The organism is Paenibacillus brevis, assembly GCF_018919145.1.
In the GTDB taxonomy this organism is placed as follows: Bacteria; Bacillota; Bacilli; order Paenibacillales; family Paenibacillaceae; genus Fontibacillus; species Fontibacillus brevis.
Genome location: NZ_JAHLQJ010000006.1, coordinates 101,109 through 116,790, shown reverse-complemented (window position 1 = coordinate 116,790; position 15,682 = coordinate 101,109). Strand labels below are relative to the sequence as shown.

Sequence of the window (15,682 nt, the reverse complement as noted above, 5' to 3'; positions counted from 1 at the left end):
TTCTCCGTTCGCTTCAGACAAGGCGACTTTGTAAGAAGGACTCATATCATAACCCAGAATTCTCCAATGGGCAAGTCTTTTTAAAAAGATAAGAAGCGCCCCTCTCGGGACGCCTCTCTATATGGGTCAGCCAAGCACAGGTTTTACTCTGTAACGGCCTTTCCTGTAACCTGTGTACCTGATTTCGTTATTTTGTAGCTCACAATATCCCCACCCCAGAAGTGGAATTTCAGGGTTACTTCTCCGTCATTTGTTTCATTGAAGAAATTCTCGGAAATGATAATCTGGTCCTTCATAAAGTCAGGTATGAAGGTGTAGGCATATTCCTTATATGATGTCCAGTTCTGAGGGCCTGCGAAGCTGCCATCATTATAGATTGCCTCCATGGTCGCCAGACGATTACCGTTGAAGAGCGTTGGAATAGCAAAGTTATCTACTGTTCCAGCCGTGTCTCCCAATTGAGGCAATTCATAGACGACTACCTTTAATCTCCAGTCAGGTCCGTAACTAAACTTGGCGGATAAAATAGCATTCTGACCCAGATGCCCTGCCTTCGTTACCCGGGTCAGCAGACTAGCCTTCAGGGTCAGCTCCGTACCAGCCAGTTCATAGTCTTTACCTTCCTCCAGCTGCGTAGATCCGTTATATAGTCCAGTAAGCTCGTTGCCGTTCAGATTCAATGGAACCTTTACATCCTTGATTTCTTCCCCGTATTTCAAGTAGACAAGATCAGTTTCAGCCGTTGAAGCACGCTGCTCCCATCCTGCCTTCATGATATGGATGAGCTCCGGATCAGACCATACGAGCTCTGTCCGCTTTAAGTGCTGCCCGTTATCCCAGAGCATATGCGTAATATGCCGTTCCTTAAGCACATGCATCAGATTTTCAAAAAACTTCAGCTTCTCGCCTTGCTCAATAACGCTTGTATTCTTATCGAATCCCAATAAGCCATATTCACCGAGAATGACCGGAATTCCTTTGGAGACCAGCGTATTGCGGACATTGTCGAACGTCGTAATCATATCATTCATCGTATCTTGCTCCAGCTTATAGTACCCGGCAATGTTAACGCTGAACGGCCAGAATCCATAGAAGTGAACCGTTGCGATCAGATTCGGATCGTTGAATTCCCGAATCGTCTCATACAGTGCATCCAGGTCTTCCTGAGCCGGTGATGTCTCGCGTGTAGGAATAACCAGAGGACGTACTCCATTCTCACCTCCGGAAGCTCTCACAATCTTGTGGAACGAGACAAGCAATTCCTTCAGCATCTCATATTGCTTCTCTCTGTCCGTCGTGCCTCCATCTGTAAATCTAGGCTCATTAATCGCTTCAAACATCAGCTTTTCTGAATGGTTCTTGAAGCGGTCTGCAATTTGCGTCCATGCCGCATTATATTTAGCCAGCACTTCATCATGGTTGCTCTCCATATAGCTGATCCATTGCCAGGAATCATGATGCATATTGATCATGACATAGAGATCGGCATCCAGTGCCCAGCCTACCACCTCTTGAACACGTTCCATATACGCCGGGTCAATGGTGTAGTCCGGAGCTTCACCCATGTGCTGTCCCCAGGTTACAGGTATGCGAATGCTCTTGTAGCCTTCAGCGGCAATTTGCTGAATTAACTCCTTTGTGACACGCGGATTCCCCCAGGATGTCTCATCGTCCCCTGTAGCATCAAGGGTGTTGCCCAAGTTCCAGCCCGGCTGCATGGCCTCGGCATAAGCGCTGATACTTGATCTCGTATCCGGTGCTTTCAGTTCCTCCGCGGCAGCGGATACTGCTGAGGACAGCAAGGATACCGCCATCATGGCCGCCATGGCGAATGCGGTGATCGAGCGGAATTTCTTTCTACTACTCATGGATTCATGTTCCTCCCTTTCGCGACAATTTATTGTAAGCGTTTTCTTTTTTTAAGGTTACCACAATTTTCTGGAGGCCAATACCATATTAATTTTGAATTATTTCATGCACAAATCAGAGATAGGAAAAAGGAAGCATAAAATAGTACAAAAGGAACATTGTCGTATTTTGGAAAATCATTTATAAATAAATAGAGCATTCCAGCATACATATGTGAATGTAGCTCAATTTTGAGGGAGGAAACACAATGCAATGGTATCTTAAGGTATTACAGAACTATGTGGGATTTAGCGGGAGGGCGCGTCGGACAGAATTCTGGATGTTCATCTTGTTCAACCTTCTGGCCGCGTTCGTCCTCGGGATCCTGGATAGAATTCTGGGGCTTGGCGGATTCCTGGGCGGGCTGTACGCTTTGGCGGTTCTACTGCCAACTATAGCCTTATGGGTTCGCCGCCTCCATGACACCGGAAAAAGCGGCCTGTGGCTTCTGCTTGTCCTTATTCCCTTTGTTGGAGCAGTCGTATTAATCATCTTCGCTTGCCTGGATAGCGATCCTGAAGCAAACCAATACGGCCCGAACCCGAAGACTGGACCTCTTCCGGTTTCTGCGTAATTATCCGGCACCTTGCCGCTCCCTTCGGGGAGCGGTTTTTTTAGGTTGACGTTTGTTCCTTTCAAGAGTGGGTATAAAAAAGAAGAGGTACTATAACCAAAGGAGGCCTCTTTCGTGAAACTGACTCAGGAGCAGCGAATCCAACTGCATGAATTCAATAATCTGACCAAGTCGCTCAGCTTCAATATGTACGATATCTGCTATACTCGCACCAGGGAAGAGCGTGAGGCATATATCGCCTATATTGACGAGCAATACAACTCAGAACGTCTTACCAGCATTCTGACGACGGTCGCCGACATCATTGGGGCGCATGTATTAAATGTAGCGAAGCAGGATTACGTCCCTCAGGGAGCCAGCGTCACTGTACTGGTATCAGAAGGGCCTGTCGTTGAAGTTCCTACCGAATCGTTTGAGGAGTCTCCCGGCCCGCTTCCGGACAATGTTGTTCTCCAGCTTGATAAAAGCCATATTACCGTGCATACGTATCCCGAATACCATCCGAATGAAGGCATCAGCACCTTTCGGGCCGATATTGACGTCTCCACCTGTGGTGAGATATCGCCGCTGAAGGCATTGAACTACCTTATCCATTCCTTCGATACGGATATCATGACCATTGACTATCGCGTACGAGGCTTTACCCGGGATATTAATGGGCACAAGCTGTTCATCGACCATGACATCAGCTCCATCCAGAACTATATCCCTGACGAAGTACTGGAACAGTATCAGATGATTGACGTCAACGTCTACCAGGAGCATATCTTCCACACCAAGTGCAAGCTCAAGGCATTCGACCTGAATAATTACTTATTCGGCTATACGAAGGAATCGTTAAGCAAGGAGGAACAGGAGGAAATTACCGAGCGTCTAACAGTTGAGATGGACGAAATCTTCTATGGGAAAAATATCATCTGATCTGGCGTCGTGCCAGTCAGATTTTTTTAGCGTACATAAGCATCAATTTCTTCTGCCGGATCGATATCCGGCGAAGGGGAGCCGACGATCTCCACAAAGACCCGGTTCGGCACACAAATAATCGTTTGATTAGGGCGGGAGATGAAGCCCATGGCCATAGAAATTTTTTTTGGACAATCCGCATAAATCATCTGGATGCCCCCATCAAATTTCTTCAGTATGTTATGCCCATACTCGGTCTGTATATCAATTTCCTCATCCTCGCCATCAAGCGACACAGAGCGATAAAATTCACCATCTACTGAAATCGAAGCGCTAAGTTGCCCCGCCTCTACTTCGCGCATGCCGTCCCAATATTGCACCACAAGCCAACCGACCCCCGCAGTCAGCAGCAGAACAATCAGCAGAATATCTCCACGTTTTAGCTTTAACAAAACAAGTCATCCCTTTCAACCAAAAACAAATTACTTTAAATTGTAATCTTTACGGTTATACACTCTTCCTATCGTATAAGCCGCCGATTGTTGTGTCAAGCTCCCCAGACGAATGAAAAAAAGGTCCCCTTATTTATCCACATAAAAAAACGAAGGAACCCGGATTGTTCGTCCGGTTCCTCCGCATGTAAGTCATAAATAAACTTAAGTTGTCCTGTGCTTACAAACGCTTAGGGACGCTCAATGAAAATCCATCCGTCCTCTTCAACCGTGACCTTCGCTCCCAATGCCTCTGACATGAAACGAAGCGGCACGTATGTCACGCCATCTTGACTGACAAAGACCGGCTGCACCAGAACTACAGGCTTTCCGCCAATGGAAGCATGCTTTGAATCCGGAGTCACTCTGATCTCCTGACCCGTGATATCGTCAGTAATGACAATACTCTTTGAAGCCGCGTCCCATTTAACCGCAGCATCCAATTCTTCGGACAAATAACGAAGCGGTACAAAGGAGGTGTTATTCTTTACGATCACTCCATAATAACTGTTATGAGGATCGAGATAGACGCTCTTGTACGTAAACTGGAAGTCCTCCTTTAGCAGCTTATAAATGGCAGAATCGGACTCGAAGTTACGAAGCATCTCACCGGGAGTCATGGGCTTCCCGAAGTAATCAATGACGCCTGAAGTGACGTCAACAGCATCGATTTCCACATTTCCGCCCAAATTACGCTGTTCGGTATCAGCCTTGAGCTTCACAGACTGAAGCGGAAAGTCCTCTGAGGCCGGGAGTGCAATCGTTAATTCCATGGCCTGTTTGCGAATCTGCAGCTTGCTGTCAAAATACAGATCCAGATTCAGTACGGTATCCTTTCCGAGAACCACATTCAGCTCCGGGGTCTCCTCAAGCAGGCTCTTAATGTTCGCGTCGTAGTCGGTCAGCAGGGCATTGATCACCTCTTGAATGGTCGCTGTCATGGTAGCAACTACTACAGGCTTGGACTGCGAAATCGAGAACAGGTCCAATCCGAATCCACGATCTACCGTATCATCGGAATCATCGGATTCGTAGTAATAGTCTTCATACTCATAGTCGTCGTAGTCGTCGTACTCGTAATCCTCATAATATTCATCATCATAGTAATCTTCGTAATAATAATCATCATAATAGCTGGAAGCCTCTTGCATAATCGGGTAATACACATCGTAAAATGCCCCGACCAAATCTTTGATTCCCTGTTCATCCTTTGCCACGCTAGTCAAAAATGGCTTTACCATCGCAAGCAGCTCGTCACCGCGAATTTCGGTATGCAGCTGGGTGAGGCTCAGGGATTCTCCGAACACTTCACTTTGCGTCTGCTTCACGGAAAGAGTCTTGGGATTCGATAAATGCTTGAAGAAAAATTCTGCTGCCTGCTTGGTGAAGCCCAGAATCTGATCTTCATACTTTGCCGCTTCCCCCACGTACATCCCGCTCAAGGCCCCGCTCTCGGTGCTTATGTATATTGGCTGCTTGGCGCCCTCTAATTGTATAGCCATTCCTTGTTCGTCCAACGACAAATGGAACGGATATTGTTCTTCTTTATACTGCACCGATCCCTTAACCGACATGTTGCCTTGGTCCTGAACCTTCGCACTATCGATCGTCAGCGACAGGGAATTGAGCTGTTCGATTAATTGTTGTGCTTCGGGATGAACCACTCCCTCCGCAGGTACCAGTTCTAACGACAGTGTCTGCTTCGATTCTCCGGAGACTTGAGTCATGCTCTGCACGAGTGCCTTGTTTATGTCCAGACCGGCGACATTTTGACATCCGGACAGGAGAAGCATGGTCATTGCAAGAAGCGCTAATGGCAAGCCCCATTTTTTCAGTAGGATTCTTTTCATTTCTCTCCTCCTAAGCTAGTTAATATCTCCCATTATTATTTACAATTTTGATAAAGTAAATAGGTTTATAGTCATTCTATTCCATGCGCTATTCCCTGCTGATTGTGGTATACTTGCATGTGTAACTCTGAACTGAATAAGAAGATCCATGGCCCACGCCATGGGAGAGGTTCGCGAACTCCCTCTATAAAAAACTAAGAATACCCTGCAATTTAGTTGCAGCGGTCTGTTTTTTGCTGGCACAGTTCAAGAACTCTCCTTCTTTTCTATTTCACAATAATAGAGGAATGAGAGGTTTTTTTATGCTTAAAAATGAAAAAGCGGTTGTCGTTTTCAGCGGCGGACAGGACAGTACGACCTGTCTCTTCTGGGCGCTCAAACATTTCCGCGAGGTTGAGGCGGTTACCTTCGACTATGGCCAACGCCACAGTCTGGAGATTGAATGCGCCCGCAGTATCGCTGAAGAGCTTGGGGTAAAATGGCATTTGCTCGACATGAGCCTGCTCGGTCAACTAACGCAGAATGCGTTGACTCGCAGCGATATGGCCATTGAACATCATGAAGGGGAGCTGCCGACTACATTTGTAGAAGGCCGCAACCATCTATTTCTCAGCTTTGCTGCTGTTCTGGCAAAAGGGGTCGGCGCAAGACATCTTGTTACCGGTGTCTGCGAGACAGACTTCAGCGGATATCCCGATTGCCGCGACTCCTTCGTGAAATCTTTGAACGTCACGTTAAATCTGGCGATGGATTATCAGTTCGTCATTCACACGCCGCTGATGTGGATCGATAAAGCGGATACCTGGAAGCTGGCTGATGAGCTGGGCGCCTTTCAATATGTGCGTGAACGGACTCTCACTTGTTACAACGGAATTGTCGGAAGCGGCTGCGGAGAATGCCCGGCCTGCAAGCTAAGACAAGCCGGACTGGAGAAATACCTCACCGTGCGCGGGAAGGATGGTCCGCAATGAGCAGACAACCCGGTGAATTTGTTATCGTGGAACGGCTCCAGCGTTATGGAGAAGACATAGCCCCTGCCCAGTTGCGCTACCATCAGCGCCGGGTACTCGTCAGCAAGGAGTTTACCTTTGACGCGGCGCATCATCTTCATGCCTATGAAGGCAAATGCAAAAACCTGCACGGACATACTTATAAGGTTGTCTTTGGCATCAGCGGCAAGCCTGACGACCGGGGCTTAACCGTCGATTTCGGAACGATCAAGGATATTTGGAAGAACGAAATTGAAGGCTACCTGGATCACCGTTATTTGAACGAAACCCTGCCTCCTATGAATACCACAGCGGAGAATATGGTTGTGTGGCTATTTGAGCAAATGGAGTCCGCATTACAATCTCAGCCTTACTGCTCTTCATTAACGGAGGGACAAACCGAATTCGTTCGCCTCTATGAGACGCCTACCAGCTATGCGGAGGTCAGACGGGAGTGGATGCAGGATGAATAACAAGGCGCGCCCTATTCCGGTGCTGGAAATATTCGGTCCGACAGTCCAGGGAGAAGGCATGGTCATTGGCCAGAAAACCATGTTCGTTCGTACGGCAGGCTGTGATTATCATTGCAGTTGGTGTGATTCCGCCTTCACCTGGGACGGCAGCTCCAAGGAGCAAATTCGCCTTTTGTCAGCCCAGGATATTTGGGAGGAGCTGATCTCGCTGGGCGGGAACCGGTTCAGCCATGTCACCTTATCCGGGGGCAACCCTGCTCTGCTCCCGCAGCTTGCCGAGCTGATCAGACTTCTTCATCAACAGGGCATGGAGGTTGCTGTGGAGACTCAGGGCTCAAGATGGCAGGATTGGCTGGAAGAGATCGACCAGGTCACCCTTTCCCCCAAACCGCCAAGCTCCGGAATGGAGACGGACTGGCATGTGCTGAATGAGATTGCGCGCAGACTATCCCGTAGACCAGCCCCTTTATCGTTAAGTCTCAAGGTTGTCGTGTTCGATGAGGCCGACCTCATCTATGCTGAATCCATTCATCAGAGATATCCGCAGATCGACCTGTATCTTCAGGTAGGAAATCCGGATGTCCGCAGAATGGACATTTCCCATCATGCGGCCGATTTGCTTCAGCGATACGAATGGCTGATCGATCGCGTCATGATGATGAGTTCAATGAATAACGTCCGAATTCTGCCCCAGCTTCATGCGCTTGTATGGGGGAACAAAAGAGGCGTATAGACTAATCATGAGTATACATGAAAAGGAGACCTATCTATGGCTGGAAGACAAAGAGAAGAAATGCAGGAAGTAACCCTGCTGGGGGACCAGGGTGTAAAGTACCCCATGACCTATACCCCGGAAATGCTGGAAAGCTTCGATAATAAGCACCCTTACCGGGATTATTTCGTAAAGTTCAATTGTCCGGAATTTACGAGCCTGTGTCCGATTACCGGACAGCCTGATTTTGCCACCATTTACATCAGTTATATTCCCGACATCAAAATGGTCGAGAGCAAGTCCCTGAAATTATATCTGTTCAGTTTCCGCAATCATGGCGATTTCCATGAAGATTGCGTTAATATAATAATGAACGACCTGATCAAGCTGATGGATCCGAAATATATTGAAGTGTGGGGTAAATTTACACCGCGAGGCGGCATCTCCATTGATCCTTATTGCAATTACGGAAGACCAGGCACCAAGTATGAGACGATGGCCGAGCATCGCTTGCTGAATCACGATCTCTATCCCGAGAAGGTCGATAACCGCTAGCCCCTCCTTTGTATTTTCAGGGCAGCTTGATCATGCCGAAAAGAGAGGAGAGAGGAACATTGAAACCGAACATTTTTATTGCCCGCTCAGTCCCTCCAGAGGTCGAAGCTTATTTGGGAGAGCACTGCAGCTATACCAAATGGGAGCAAGAAGACCCCATCCCGCGGGACAAGCTGCTGGCAAGTCTTCGCGATGCCGAAGGCCTCCTGACCTCCGGCGGCAAAATCGATGACGAACTGCTGGAGCATGCTCCCCGCCTGAGAGCAGTCAGCACAATCAGTGTAGGCTATAACAATTTTGATATTGAGGCCATGAAGACCAGAAGCGTGATCGGCACCAATACTCCAGACGTATTGAATGACACCGTAGCAGACCTGATTTTCGGTCTCATGCTGGCTGTGGCCCGCCGTATTCCGGAAATGGACAGGTACGTGAAGGAAGGCGCCTGGAAGCGGGGAGACGATAAGACGCTCTTTGGGCTGGATGTCCATCACAAGAAGCTCGGTATCATCGGCATGGGCAGTATCGGTGAGGCTGTGGCACGCAGAGCAAAATTCGGATTCAATATGAATATTGCCTACCATAACCGGAATCGAAAGCCCGATACCGAGGCGGCTCTCGAAGCGGAGTACCTTTCCCTTCAAGAATTGCTTCAAACCAGTGACTTCATCGTGCTGATGACTCCCTTGACCCCTGAAACAAAAGGCATGATTGGGCTTGGCGAGTTCGCGCTAATGAAACGCACTGCAATCTTCGTTAATGCTTCTCGTGGAGCAACCGTAGATGAACAGGCAATGGTTCAGGCTCTGCAAAAAGGCTTGATCTTCGGCGCGGGTCTGGATGTATTCGAGCATGAGCCCGTCTCTCCGGATCATCCGCTGCTGCATATGCCGAATGTCGTCACCTTGCCGCATATCGGTTCTGCCACAGCACAGACCCGGCTCGATATGGCCATGCTTGCAGCCGAGAATCTGGTCGCCGCCCTGCAAGGGCATGCACCGTCCTGTCTGGTTAGAGAGCTTCGTTAAATAATATCATCTACGACAACAGGGACCTGAGGGCTGACCGCCCCCAGGTCCCTGCTTCACTTCCTCAACCGGATAGAAATACATCGTGTTCAATTTTCAAATCCCGGCAAAGTGCTGATCTCATGAAGCTTTCCCGCTTCAGCGTCGATCAGCAGTCGGCGCAGCCACGCAAGCTCTGTCCTGGCATGCTCATAATATCCCGCCATCAAATGCAGCACGCTTCTTGGCACGATACCTTCGTGTTCTGCATATGTTCTGTGACATAACTCGACATGCCTCTCCGCTTCCCCGATCCGCTCCCGCAAGATCATGGCAATCTGCTCCTGATCCCCCTTACCTGCGAACACAAGAGCAATATAAAGCGGATGATTGTCAGGCGCCGCTTCCCGGAAACGGTCCAGCAGCAAATTCTGAAAATAAGCCTTGCCGCTGTCAGTAATACGGTATACCGTCTTTTCCGGTCCCAATTCGTCCTGAACCGTCATTACGGCTTCAATATAATTTTGTTTTTTTAATTGATCTACCGCATAATAGAGCGAACCGATTTTGAACCTTCCCTGCAAATCCAGAAACCGTTCCTTCATTCGTGTACGTATTTCATAAGGATGCATATTCCGCTCCATTAACAACCCCAGTATGCTCAGACGGATGGATAATGACTGCATCAGTCTTCTCCTTCCCCTTTATGCGCCTTGTTTCGTCTTATCCGAGACGATTGAGCTTAACCGGTCCCCCGGCATGGCAAGCACAACCAAGACTGACAGAACGGCAGGCAGCAATGCCCACATGAACGTATGTGCAATCGAAGAGGACATGGCGTCAACAATTCCCTGCAAAATTTCCTGCGGGATCAACGCCCGCTTCTCAGGAGACAGGGCTTCGCGGGTATCGCCAAATTGCGCTGCAGCCCCGGCCATACCCGGAAAAGCATCCTCCATTCCGCGGGTCATCAGATTCCGCTGTACGATCCCGAAAATGGTAATTCCAAGCGTCATTCCAAGTGAACGCAGGAAGGAGTTCGTAGAGGTTGCCGCGCCGCGCCGCTGCATATCGAACGGATGAACCGCCGCCATACCGAGCACGGAGAAGGAGAAGCCGACGCCGAATCCCGCCACAATGCTGTACATCGTCAGCAAGGAACGTGCTGAATCTCCATGAAGTGTGCTCAAGGCAAAAATGCCGGCAATGAAAAATACCACCGAGATAGACATGATAGATCGATAAGACATTCGAGAGGTGAGCATTCCGCCCAGCATACTACCCACGACAGAGCCGACCATCATCGGCATCAGTATCAATCCCGAATTGGTTGCCGTTCCTCCATATACCCCTTGAACATAAATCGGAATGTACACGGTAGCTACGATAAATACACTTCCGTACAGTAAAGCCAGCAAGCTGCTCGTCGCATATAACCGGTTATGGAACATATCGAAGGAGATAATGGGCTCGGATGCCTTCCGCTCAACCAGCAAGAAAATAACAAACAGCACAATAAAGCCCGTGAACAAGCCGATAATTACCGAGGAGTTCCAGGCAAACTTCTCACCGCCCAGCTCCAGCGCAAACATGAGGCACACAACAGCCCCTACCAGGGAGAAGGCGCCGCCCCAATCGATCTTTTGACTCGCACGGACCATCGACTCCTTATAGAACAATACAATTAGAAGCAATGAGACCAGGCCGATCGGCACATTGATATAGAACACCCAGTTCCAGCCGAGCGAATCCGTGATGAAGGCTCCAAGCAATGGCCCGAAGATGCTTGAGGTACCGAAGACAGCCCCCATCAGCCCGGTCATTTTCCCCCGCTTTTCAACTGGAAAGATATCATAAATAATCGTAAAGGCGATCGGCATCAAGGCGCCCCCGCCTACCCCCTGGATAGCCCGGAAAATGCTGAGTTGTACAATACTCGTCGCCATACCGCACAGCACCGATCCAAGCAGGAAGGTAATAATCCCGAAGATAAAAAATCTTTTCCGGCCATACATATCGGACAGTTTCCCAAAAATCGGGGTTCCTGCCATGACTGCAACCATATATGCGGAGGTGACCCATACGAATTGCTCCATTCCTCCGAGTTCAGAGACAATTGTCCCCATAGCCGTTGTTACAATGGTATTGTCCATCGCCGACATCAGAATTCCGAGCAATAAACCTAGCAGAATCCATTTTGTACGGTCATTATTAGCTTCAGCCATGCCGAGCCCCCTCTATTCAAATTTGAATAACAATCTTATTGTAGCTGAAACGTGTAAAATGTAAATTCCGTTTTTTTAAAATTTCAGACAAAATAGCTTTACACTTTTCAATGCAACTCAGCATTCATTTCCTTGTCAGCGTCATTTTGTCCTATAATAAATAAAGAATCCGCATGAAAGGAAGTTTTGATTATGGATCAACGCTGGATCGAGCTTGAACAGCAAATGCATCAGCTCGGCATGGATACGCTCTTGATCACCGATCCCAAGCATGTCTACTATTTAACCGGATTTCTCAGCAATCCTCATGAACGCTTTCTGGGACTGTTGTTGAAAGCCGGAAGCGAGCCTGTTCTGTTCGCACCTGCTTTGGACGGAGAGGCGGCGAAGGCGGCTATCGGCTCCATGGAATTAATCACTCATCAGGATACCGAGGACCCTTACCGCTTGCTCCGGCAAAGACTGGGGTCAGACCGCTCTATAGGTACCTTTGGACTTGAAAAGGAATATGTAACTCTGGACCGGTATGAACGCCTGCAAGAGGCGCTTCGATTCTCGGCATCAGCCGATATCGGTCCATCTCTCCGCGAGATGCGGATCAGAAAGAGTCCGGAGGAGATCAAGCGGATGCGGCATGCCGCCAAGCTGATCGAGCAGGTGCTTGAGCTTAGCCTGAAGCAGATTAAGGAAGGGGTTACCGAGAACGAGCTTGTTGCCGAGGTCGAGTATCAAATCCGCAAGCTCGGAGCTGACGGTCCCTCCTTTGATTCCATGGTGTTGTTCGGGGAAAAGACGGCACTCCCGCATGGTGTGCCGGGTGAGCGCAAGCTTCGAAGCGGAGATATGATCATGTTCGATATCGGAGTCTACGCTAATGGGTATGCCTCTGATATTACAAGAACCTTCGGCTTTGGCGAGCTATCTGCCGAGCAGATTAAAATTTACGAGACCGTACTCGCCGCGAATGAAGCAGCAATTGCTGCAATCAAGCCGGGGGTTACCTTCGGCTCCATCGATAAGGCTGCCAGAGATGTGATTGAAGCTGCGGGTTATGGCCCTTATTTCAATCATCGGCTTGGGCACGGGCTTGGTATTGATGTTCATGAATTCCCTTCCGTGCACGGCCAGAACGAGCTCTTCCTGCGGGAAGGCAATGTATTCACCGTTGAGCCTGGAATCTATGTGCCGGGCGTCGCCGGAGTTCGAATCGAAGACGATGTTACAGTGACAGACTCGGGAGTGGACGTCCTTACCTCCTTTCCCAAGCACCTTCAATGTGTATAAGACTGAAGACCTCCATCCCTGGTTCGGGATTGGAGGTCTTGCTATCTAGGAGCCGGCAACGGCAGCTTCATCCTCTTCATGGCGAAAATTACGTGCGATGTAAAGAAACGGCGTCCCCGCTGCCGTCAGTACAAATTTGAATAAGTAGGTCGTCAGTAAAATTTCCGTCCATACCTGCAGGCTGTATTCGCCGGCAAATGCAATAGTACAGAAGATCAAGGTATCGACAAACGAGCTTACCATCGTGCTCCCGTTATTTCTGATCCATAGCTGGTTGCGGGCGGGATAAAATTTGCGGATCCAGGCATATAGGCGAACATCCATAAACTGGCTCACAAAATAGGCGCTCAGGCTTCCTAAGGCCAACCTTGGCATCAGACCGAAAATCGTCTCCAGCGAGGCTTGACCCATATCGCTTGGCTGGCGTTCAAAGACCAACGTCATCTGCATCAGGATCGTCGTCATAATCAGGGTGAAGAAACCGAACCATACCGCCTTCTTCGCTTCCTTGCGCCCAAACTTCTCATTCAGCAGATCGCTCGCAAGATACAAGCTGACATACATCGTATTGCCCAGCGTCATAACGATGCCGAACATTTCAATCGTTTTGATCACCTGAATGTTAGCCACGACAGTAGCCACTCCTATCCAGGCGTATATTCCCTTTTTACCAAACAGCTTGTAACAAAGCAGAAAGAAACTGAAATTTACAAGCATATACAAAATACCCCAAGCAACATTAAACAAGCTTCCTCGCCTCCCAAACGACAAATTATCACAATTCAGCCTTCTTTACTACACTTTCTTCCCAAAAGTGACGATAATGAAAATGAAATACACAAAATTATTATTTTCAAAAACCTTTTTTTTCTATAGAATAGATACAATGAACAGCGGTCAATTACAATTGCCGCCCTAATAGTACATAGAGAAAAAGAAAATTGGATAAATGGAGAGGATGTTCATGCTGAAACTGAGTCATTCTATCAACCGCAAATTCATGGTGACATTTACAGTGGTTATCTTATTATCTTCCCTAATGTTTACTACCAGCTTCTATGTGGTGTCTACCGGAATCATTACACAGCAGGTTCTGCCGCAGTTCGACAAAGTCCTGAGAACCAGCTCCAAGGATATTTTCAGACAAATGGATACCTCCCAAGCGCTTCAACTATTAAAAGGAAAAGAAAATTCGCGCTTTGCCGTTGAGTCTTATCTGGCGCAGAAGGTAGAAGAGTTTCAACTGGATTCCGCCTACTTAATCGATCTGCAAGAGAACGAGGCCACGTTAATCGGTGTCAACGATGATTCCTTGATGAAAGTCGGGGACAAGCTTGAAATCCAGGAGGCCATGAAATCTGCGGAATCGAAAGGCAATGCCTCCATCACGGATCTTTACGCGGATCAGTATGGTTACCATAAGACCGCCTACATCGCGCTGCCTGGCAGCACTGCTATTCTGGCAGTAAGCATGGACGCCACTTTTATCAAGGACAAAGAAGCCTTCATTCTCTGGATTTGTCTCTTGATTTCGCTTGCCGTCATCGTGATCGGCTTGCTCGGAGCTTATATTGTCAGCAGCCGAATTTCCAAGCCCATGAAGAAATTGGTTATCGCGACTGAAAAAATGGCCAAGGGCGACTTCAGAGAAACTGTTGATTTTACTTCCAAGGATGAGGTCGGCAAGCTGGCTGAGAGCTTCCGAATGATGAGCAAGCAATTGCAGGATATGATTGGCAAGGTTATGACGACCTCCCAGGCCGTGGTTGATGGGTCCGGATACTTGAATCAATCGGCCGCCACTTTTAAAGAACTGACGGAGCGTTCCGGCGCAGCTACAAGCGAAATTGAAAAAGGCAGCTACACCATTGCTTCCACTACGGCTGAAAATGCCCGTGCAATGGAAGAAATCTCTCAGGGCGTGCAGCATATTGCTACCTCGTCGGCTGAAGTAACCGAGAAGATCGGTCAAGCCTCTAATGAAGCAATGACAGGTAATGAGCTTGCTCAAACCGCCGTCTCTCAAATGAAGCTGGTCGAAGAAGCAGCCAACAAGTCAAGAGAGTCGATTGCGGCGCTTAATGACCGGTCAGAGTCGATCTCTACAACAGTCAGTACGATTATGGAGATTACGAAGCAGATCAATATTCTCTCACTCAATGCAGCAATCGAAGCAGCCCGCGCAGGCGAGCATGGCAAAGGCTTTGCGGTTGTTGCCGAAGAGGTGCGCAAGCTTGCAGAGCAGTCCCGGATTGCAACGGATCATATCAGCGAGAATTTGTTGGGTATCCGCGAAGAAGCGATGAATTCGGTACAAGCAATGGATTTAGTCGGTGATGAGATCCATTCGGGCACGGAGCGCGTAACGCAAGCAAGCAACGCTTTCGAGCAATTGACTGAATTGATCAACAATATCAACATGACGATCCAAAGCGTCTCCGCTTCTACGCAGGAGGTCTCTGCCGGAACGGAAGAAGTGACTGCCTCCGTGGAGGAGGCCGCCAATATTACGGGCAAATCGTTGAAGAGTATCGAAGAAATTGCCGGTTATGCGGAACAGCAAATCACGGAAATGGAAGAGCATACGAAGACCGTGCAGGATCTGTACAATCAAGCCTTAATCCTTCAAAATGAAGTGCTCAAGTTCAAAATCTAGAAATAAAGCGGCTGTCCGACGGGATTAACTTCCCTTTGGACAGCCGCTTTTGGAT

The 15,682-nt window shown here is 48.5% G+C and carries 15 protein-coding genes and 1 riboswitch; of the genes, 9 read left to right on the top strand and 6 right to left on the bottom strand.

Features of this window, described 5'->3' with window-relative positions:
* Positions 1-143 precede the first annotated feature (143 nt).
* Positions 144-1,868, bottom strand: a complete 1,725-nt coding sequence (locus KQJ23_RS08580) for a cellulase family glycosylhydrolase (RefSeq protein ID WP_216478430.1) — start codon at positions 1,866-1,868, stop codon at positions 144-146.
* Between the two features lie 248 nt (positions 1,869-2,116).
* Between KQJ23_RS08580 and KQJ23_RS08575 the strand changes: the two genes are divergently transcribed.
* Entirely contained in the window at positions 2,117-2,482 is a 366-nt protein-coding gene (locus KQJ23_RS08575) for a DUF805 domain-containing protein (protein ID WP_216478429.1), read from the top strand.
* A 114-nt stretch (positions 2,483-2,596) separates the two neighbouring features.
* The gene (gene speD / locus KQJ23_RS08570; protein WP_216478428.1) at positions 2,597-3,403 is read left to right on the top strand and encodes an adenosylmethionine decarboxylase; all 807 of its coding nucleotides are present in this window, start codon (positions 2,597-2,599) and stop codon (positions 3,401-3,403) included.
* Positions 3,404-3,429: 26 nt separating this feature from the next.
* Here the strand turns inward: speD and KQJ23_RS08565 are convergent, their stop codons facing one another.
* Both KQJ23_RS08565 and KQJ23_RS08560 read right to left on the bottom strand, forming a co-directional pair.
* The gene (locus tag KQJ23_RS08565; RefSeq protein WP_216478427.1) at positions 3,430-3,837 is read right to left on the bottom strand and encodes a NusG domain II-containing protein; all 408 of its coding nucleotides are present in this window, start codon (positions 3,835-3,837) and stop codon (positions 3,430-3,432) included.
* A gap of 230 nt (positions 3,838-4,067) precedes the next feature.
* Positions 4,068-5,726 carry a copper amine oxidase N-terminal domain-containing protein gene (locus tag KQJ23_RS08560; protein ID WP_216478426.1) on the bottom strand — a complete coding sequence of 553 codons (1,659 nt, stop codon included), beginning with the start codon at positions 5,724-5,726 and terminating at the stop codon, positions 4,068-4,070.
* Positions 5,727-5,886: 160 nt separating this feature from the next.
* A riboswitch (PreQ1 riboswitch) is annotated at positions 5,887-5,930 on the top strand.
* 98 nt (positions 5,931-6,028) lie between these two features.
* Between KQJ23_RS08560 and queC the strand changes: the two genes are divergently transcribed.
* The 5 genes from queC to KQJ23_RS08535 are packed head-to-tail and all read left to right on the top strand — an operon-like array spanning position 6,029 to position 9,483.
* Complete coding sequence (gene queC, locus KQJ23_RS08555; RefSeq protein WP_216478425.1) at positions 6,029-6,697, top strand: 7-cyano-7-deazaguanine synthase QueC; 669 nt, start codon at positions 6,029-6,031, stop codon at positions 6,695-6,697.
* Complete coding sequence (queD, locus tag KQJ23_RS08550) at positions 6,694-7,188, top strand: 6-carboxytetrahydropterin synthase QueD (protein ID WP_216478424.1); 495 nt, start codon at positions 6,694-6,696, stop codon at positions 7,186-7,188. Before queC ends, queD begins: the two co-directional genes overlap by 4 nt.
* Positions 7,181-7,921 carry a 7-carboxy-7-deazaguanine synthase QueE gene (gene queE / locus KQJ23_RS08545; RefSeq protein WP_216478423.1) on the top strand — a complete coding sequence of 247 codons (741 nt, stop codon included), beginning with the start codon at positions 7,181-7,183 and terminating at the stop codon, positions 7,919-7,921. The genes queD and queE overlap by 8 nt, the downstream gene beginning before the upstream one ends.
* 36 nt (positions 7,922-7,957) lie before the next feature.
* Positions 7,958-8,455 (top strand): preQ(1) synthase, encoded by a 498-nt coding sequence (queF, locus tag KQJ23_RS08540; protein ID WP_216478422.1) that lies wholly within the window; start codon positions 7,958-7,960, stop codon positions 8,453-8,455.
* A gap of 32 nt (positions 8,456-8,487) precedes the next feature.
* Positions 8,488-9,483, top strand: a complete 996-nt coding sequence (locus KQJ23_RS08535; RefSeq protein WP_216478421.1) for a 2-hydroxyacid dehydrogenase — start codon at positions 8,488-8,490, stop codon at positions 9,481-9,483.
* A gap of 89 nt (positions 9,484-9,572) precedes the next feature.
* On the opposite strand, the gene KQJ23_RS08530 is transcribed toward KQJ23_RS08535, so the two are convergent.
* Both KQJ23_RS08530 and KQJ23_RS08525 read right to left on the bottom strand, forming a co-directional pair.
* Positions 9,573-10,148, bottom strand: a complete 576-nt coding sequence (locus KQJ23_RS08530; RefSeq protein ID WP_216478420.1) for a PadR family transcriptional regulator — start codon at positions 10,146-10,148, stop codon at positions 9,573-9,575.
* Positions 10,149-10,166: 18 nt separating this feature from the next.
* Entirely contained in the window at positions 10,167-11,687 is a 1,521-nt protein-coding gene (locus tag KQJ23_RS08525) for an MDR family MFS transporter (protein ID WP_216478419.1), read from the bottom strand.
* A 192-nt stretch (positions 11,688-11,879) separates the two neighbouring features.
* Between KQJ23_RS08525 and KQJ23_RS08520 the strand changes: the two genes are divergently transcribed.
* Positions 11,880-12,971 carry a M24 family metallopeptidase gene (locus tag KQJ23_RS08520; protein ID WP_216478418.1) on the top strand — a complete coding sequence of 364 codons (1,092 nt, stop codon included), beginning with the start codon at positions 11,880-11,882 and terminating at the stop codon, positions 12,969-12,971.
* A gap of 45 nt (positions 12,972-13,016) precedes the next feature.
* On the opposite strand, the gene KQJ23_RS08515 is transcribed toward KQJ23_RS08520, so the two are convergent.
* Complete coding sequence (locus KQJ23_RS08515; protein WP_216478417.1) at positions 13,017-13,718, bottom strand: queuosine precursor transporter; 702 nt, start codon at positions 13,716-13,718, stop codon at positions 13,017-13,019.
* Between the two features lie 217 nt (positions 13,719-13,935).
* Here KQJ23_RS08515 and KQJ23_RS08510 point away from each other — a divergent pair, with 217 nt between their 5' ends.
* Positions 13,936-15,627 (top strand): methyl-accepting chemotaxis protein, encoded by a 1,692-nt coding sequence (locus KQJ23_RS08510; protein WP_249529610.1) that lies wholly within the window; start codon positions 13,936-13,938, stop codon positions 15,625-15,627.
* The last annotated feature ends 55 nt before the right edge of the window (positions 15,628-15,682 follow it).

What these genes read in the sequence shown, in the direction of transcription:
- KQJ23_RS08575 (WP_216478429.1), top strand. Translation starts at nt 2,117, where the DNA reads ATGCAATGGTATCTTAAGGTATTACAGAACTATGTGGGATTTAGCGGG.
- KQJ23_RS08535 (WP_216478421.1), top strand. Translation starts at nt 8,488, where the DNA reads ATGCCGAAAAGAGAGGAGAGAGGAACATTGAAACCGAACATTTTTATT.
- queC (WP_216478425.1), top strand. Translation starts at nt 6,029, where the DNA reads ATGCTTAAAAATGAAAAAGCGGTTGTCGTTTTCAGCGGCGGACAGGAC.
- KQJ23_RS08525 (WP_216478419.1), bottom strand. Translation starts at nt 11,687, where the DNA reads ATGGCTGAAGCTAATAATGACCGTACAAAATGGATTCTGCTAGGTTTA.
- KQJ23_RS08580 (WP_216478430.1), bottom strand. Translation starts at nt 1,868, where the DNA reads ATGAGTAGTAGAAAGAAATTCCGCTCGATCACCGCATTCGCCATGGCG.
- KQJ23_RS08510 (WP_249529610.1), top strand. Translation starts at nt 13,936, where the DNA reads ATGCTGAAACTGAGTCATTCTATCAACCGCAAATTCATGGTGACATTT.
- KQJ23_RS08560 (WP_216478426.1), bottom strand. Translation starts at nt 5,726, where the DNA reads ATGAAAAGAATCCTACTGAAAAAATGGGGCTTGCCATTAGCGCTTCTT.
- queF (WP_216478422.1), top strand. Translation starts at nt 7,958, where the DNA reads ATGGCTGGAAGACAAAGAGAAGAAATGCAGGAAGTAACCCTGCTGGGG.
- queD (WP_216478424.1), top strand. Translation starts at nt 6,694, where the DNA reads ATGAGCAGACAACCCGGTGAATTTGTTATCGTGGAACGGCTCCAGCGT.
- queE (WP_216478423.1), top strand. Translation starts at nt 7,181, where the DNA reads ATGAATAACAAGGCGCGCCCTATTCCGGTGCTGGAAATATTCGGTCCG.
- KQJ23_RS08520 (WP_216478418.1), top strand. Translation starts at nt 11,880, where the DNA reads ATGGATCAACGCTGGATCGAGCTTGAACAGCAAATGCATCAGCTCGGC.
- KQJ23_RS08530 (WP_216478420.1), bottom strand. Translation starts at nt 10,148, where the DNA reads ATGCAGTCATTATCCATCCGTCTGAGCATACTGGGGTTGTTAATGGAG.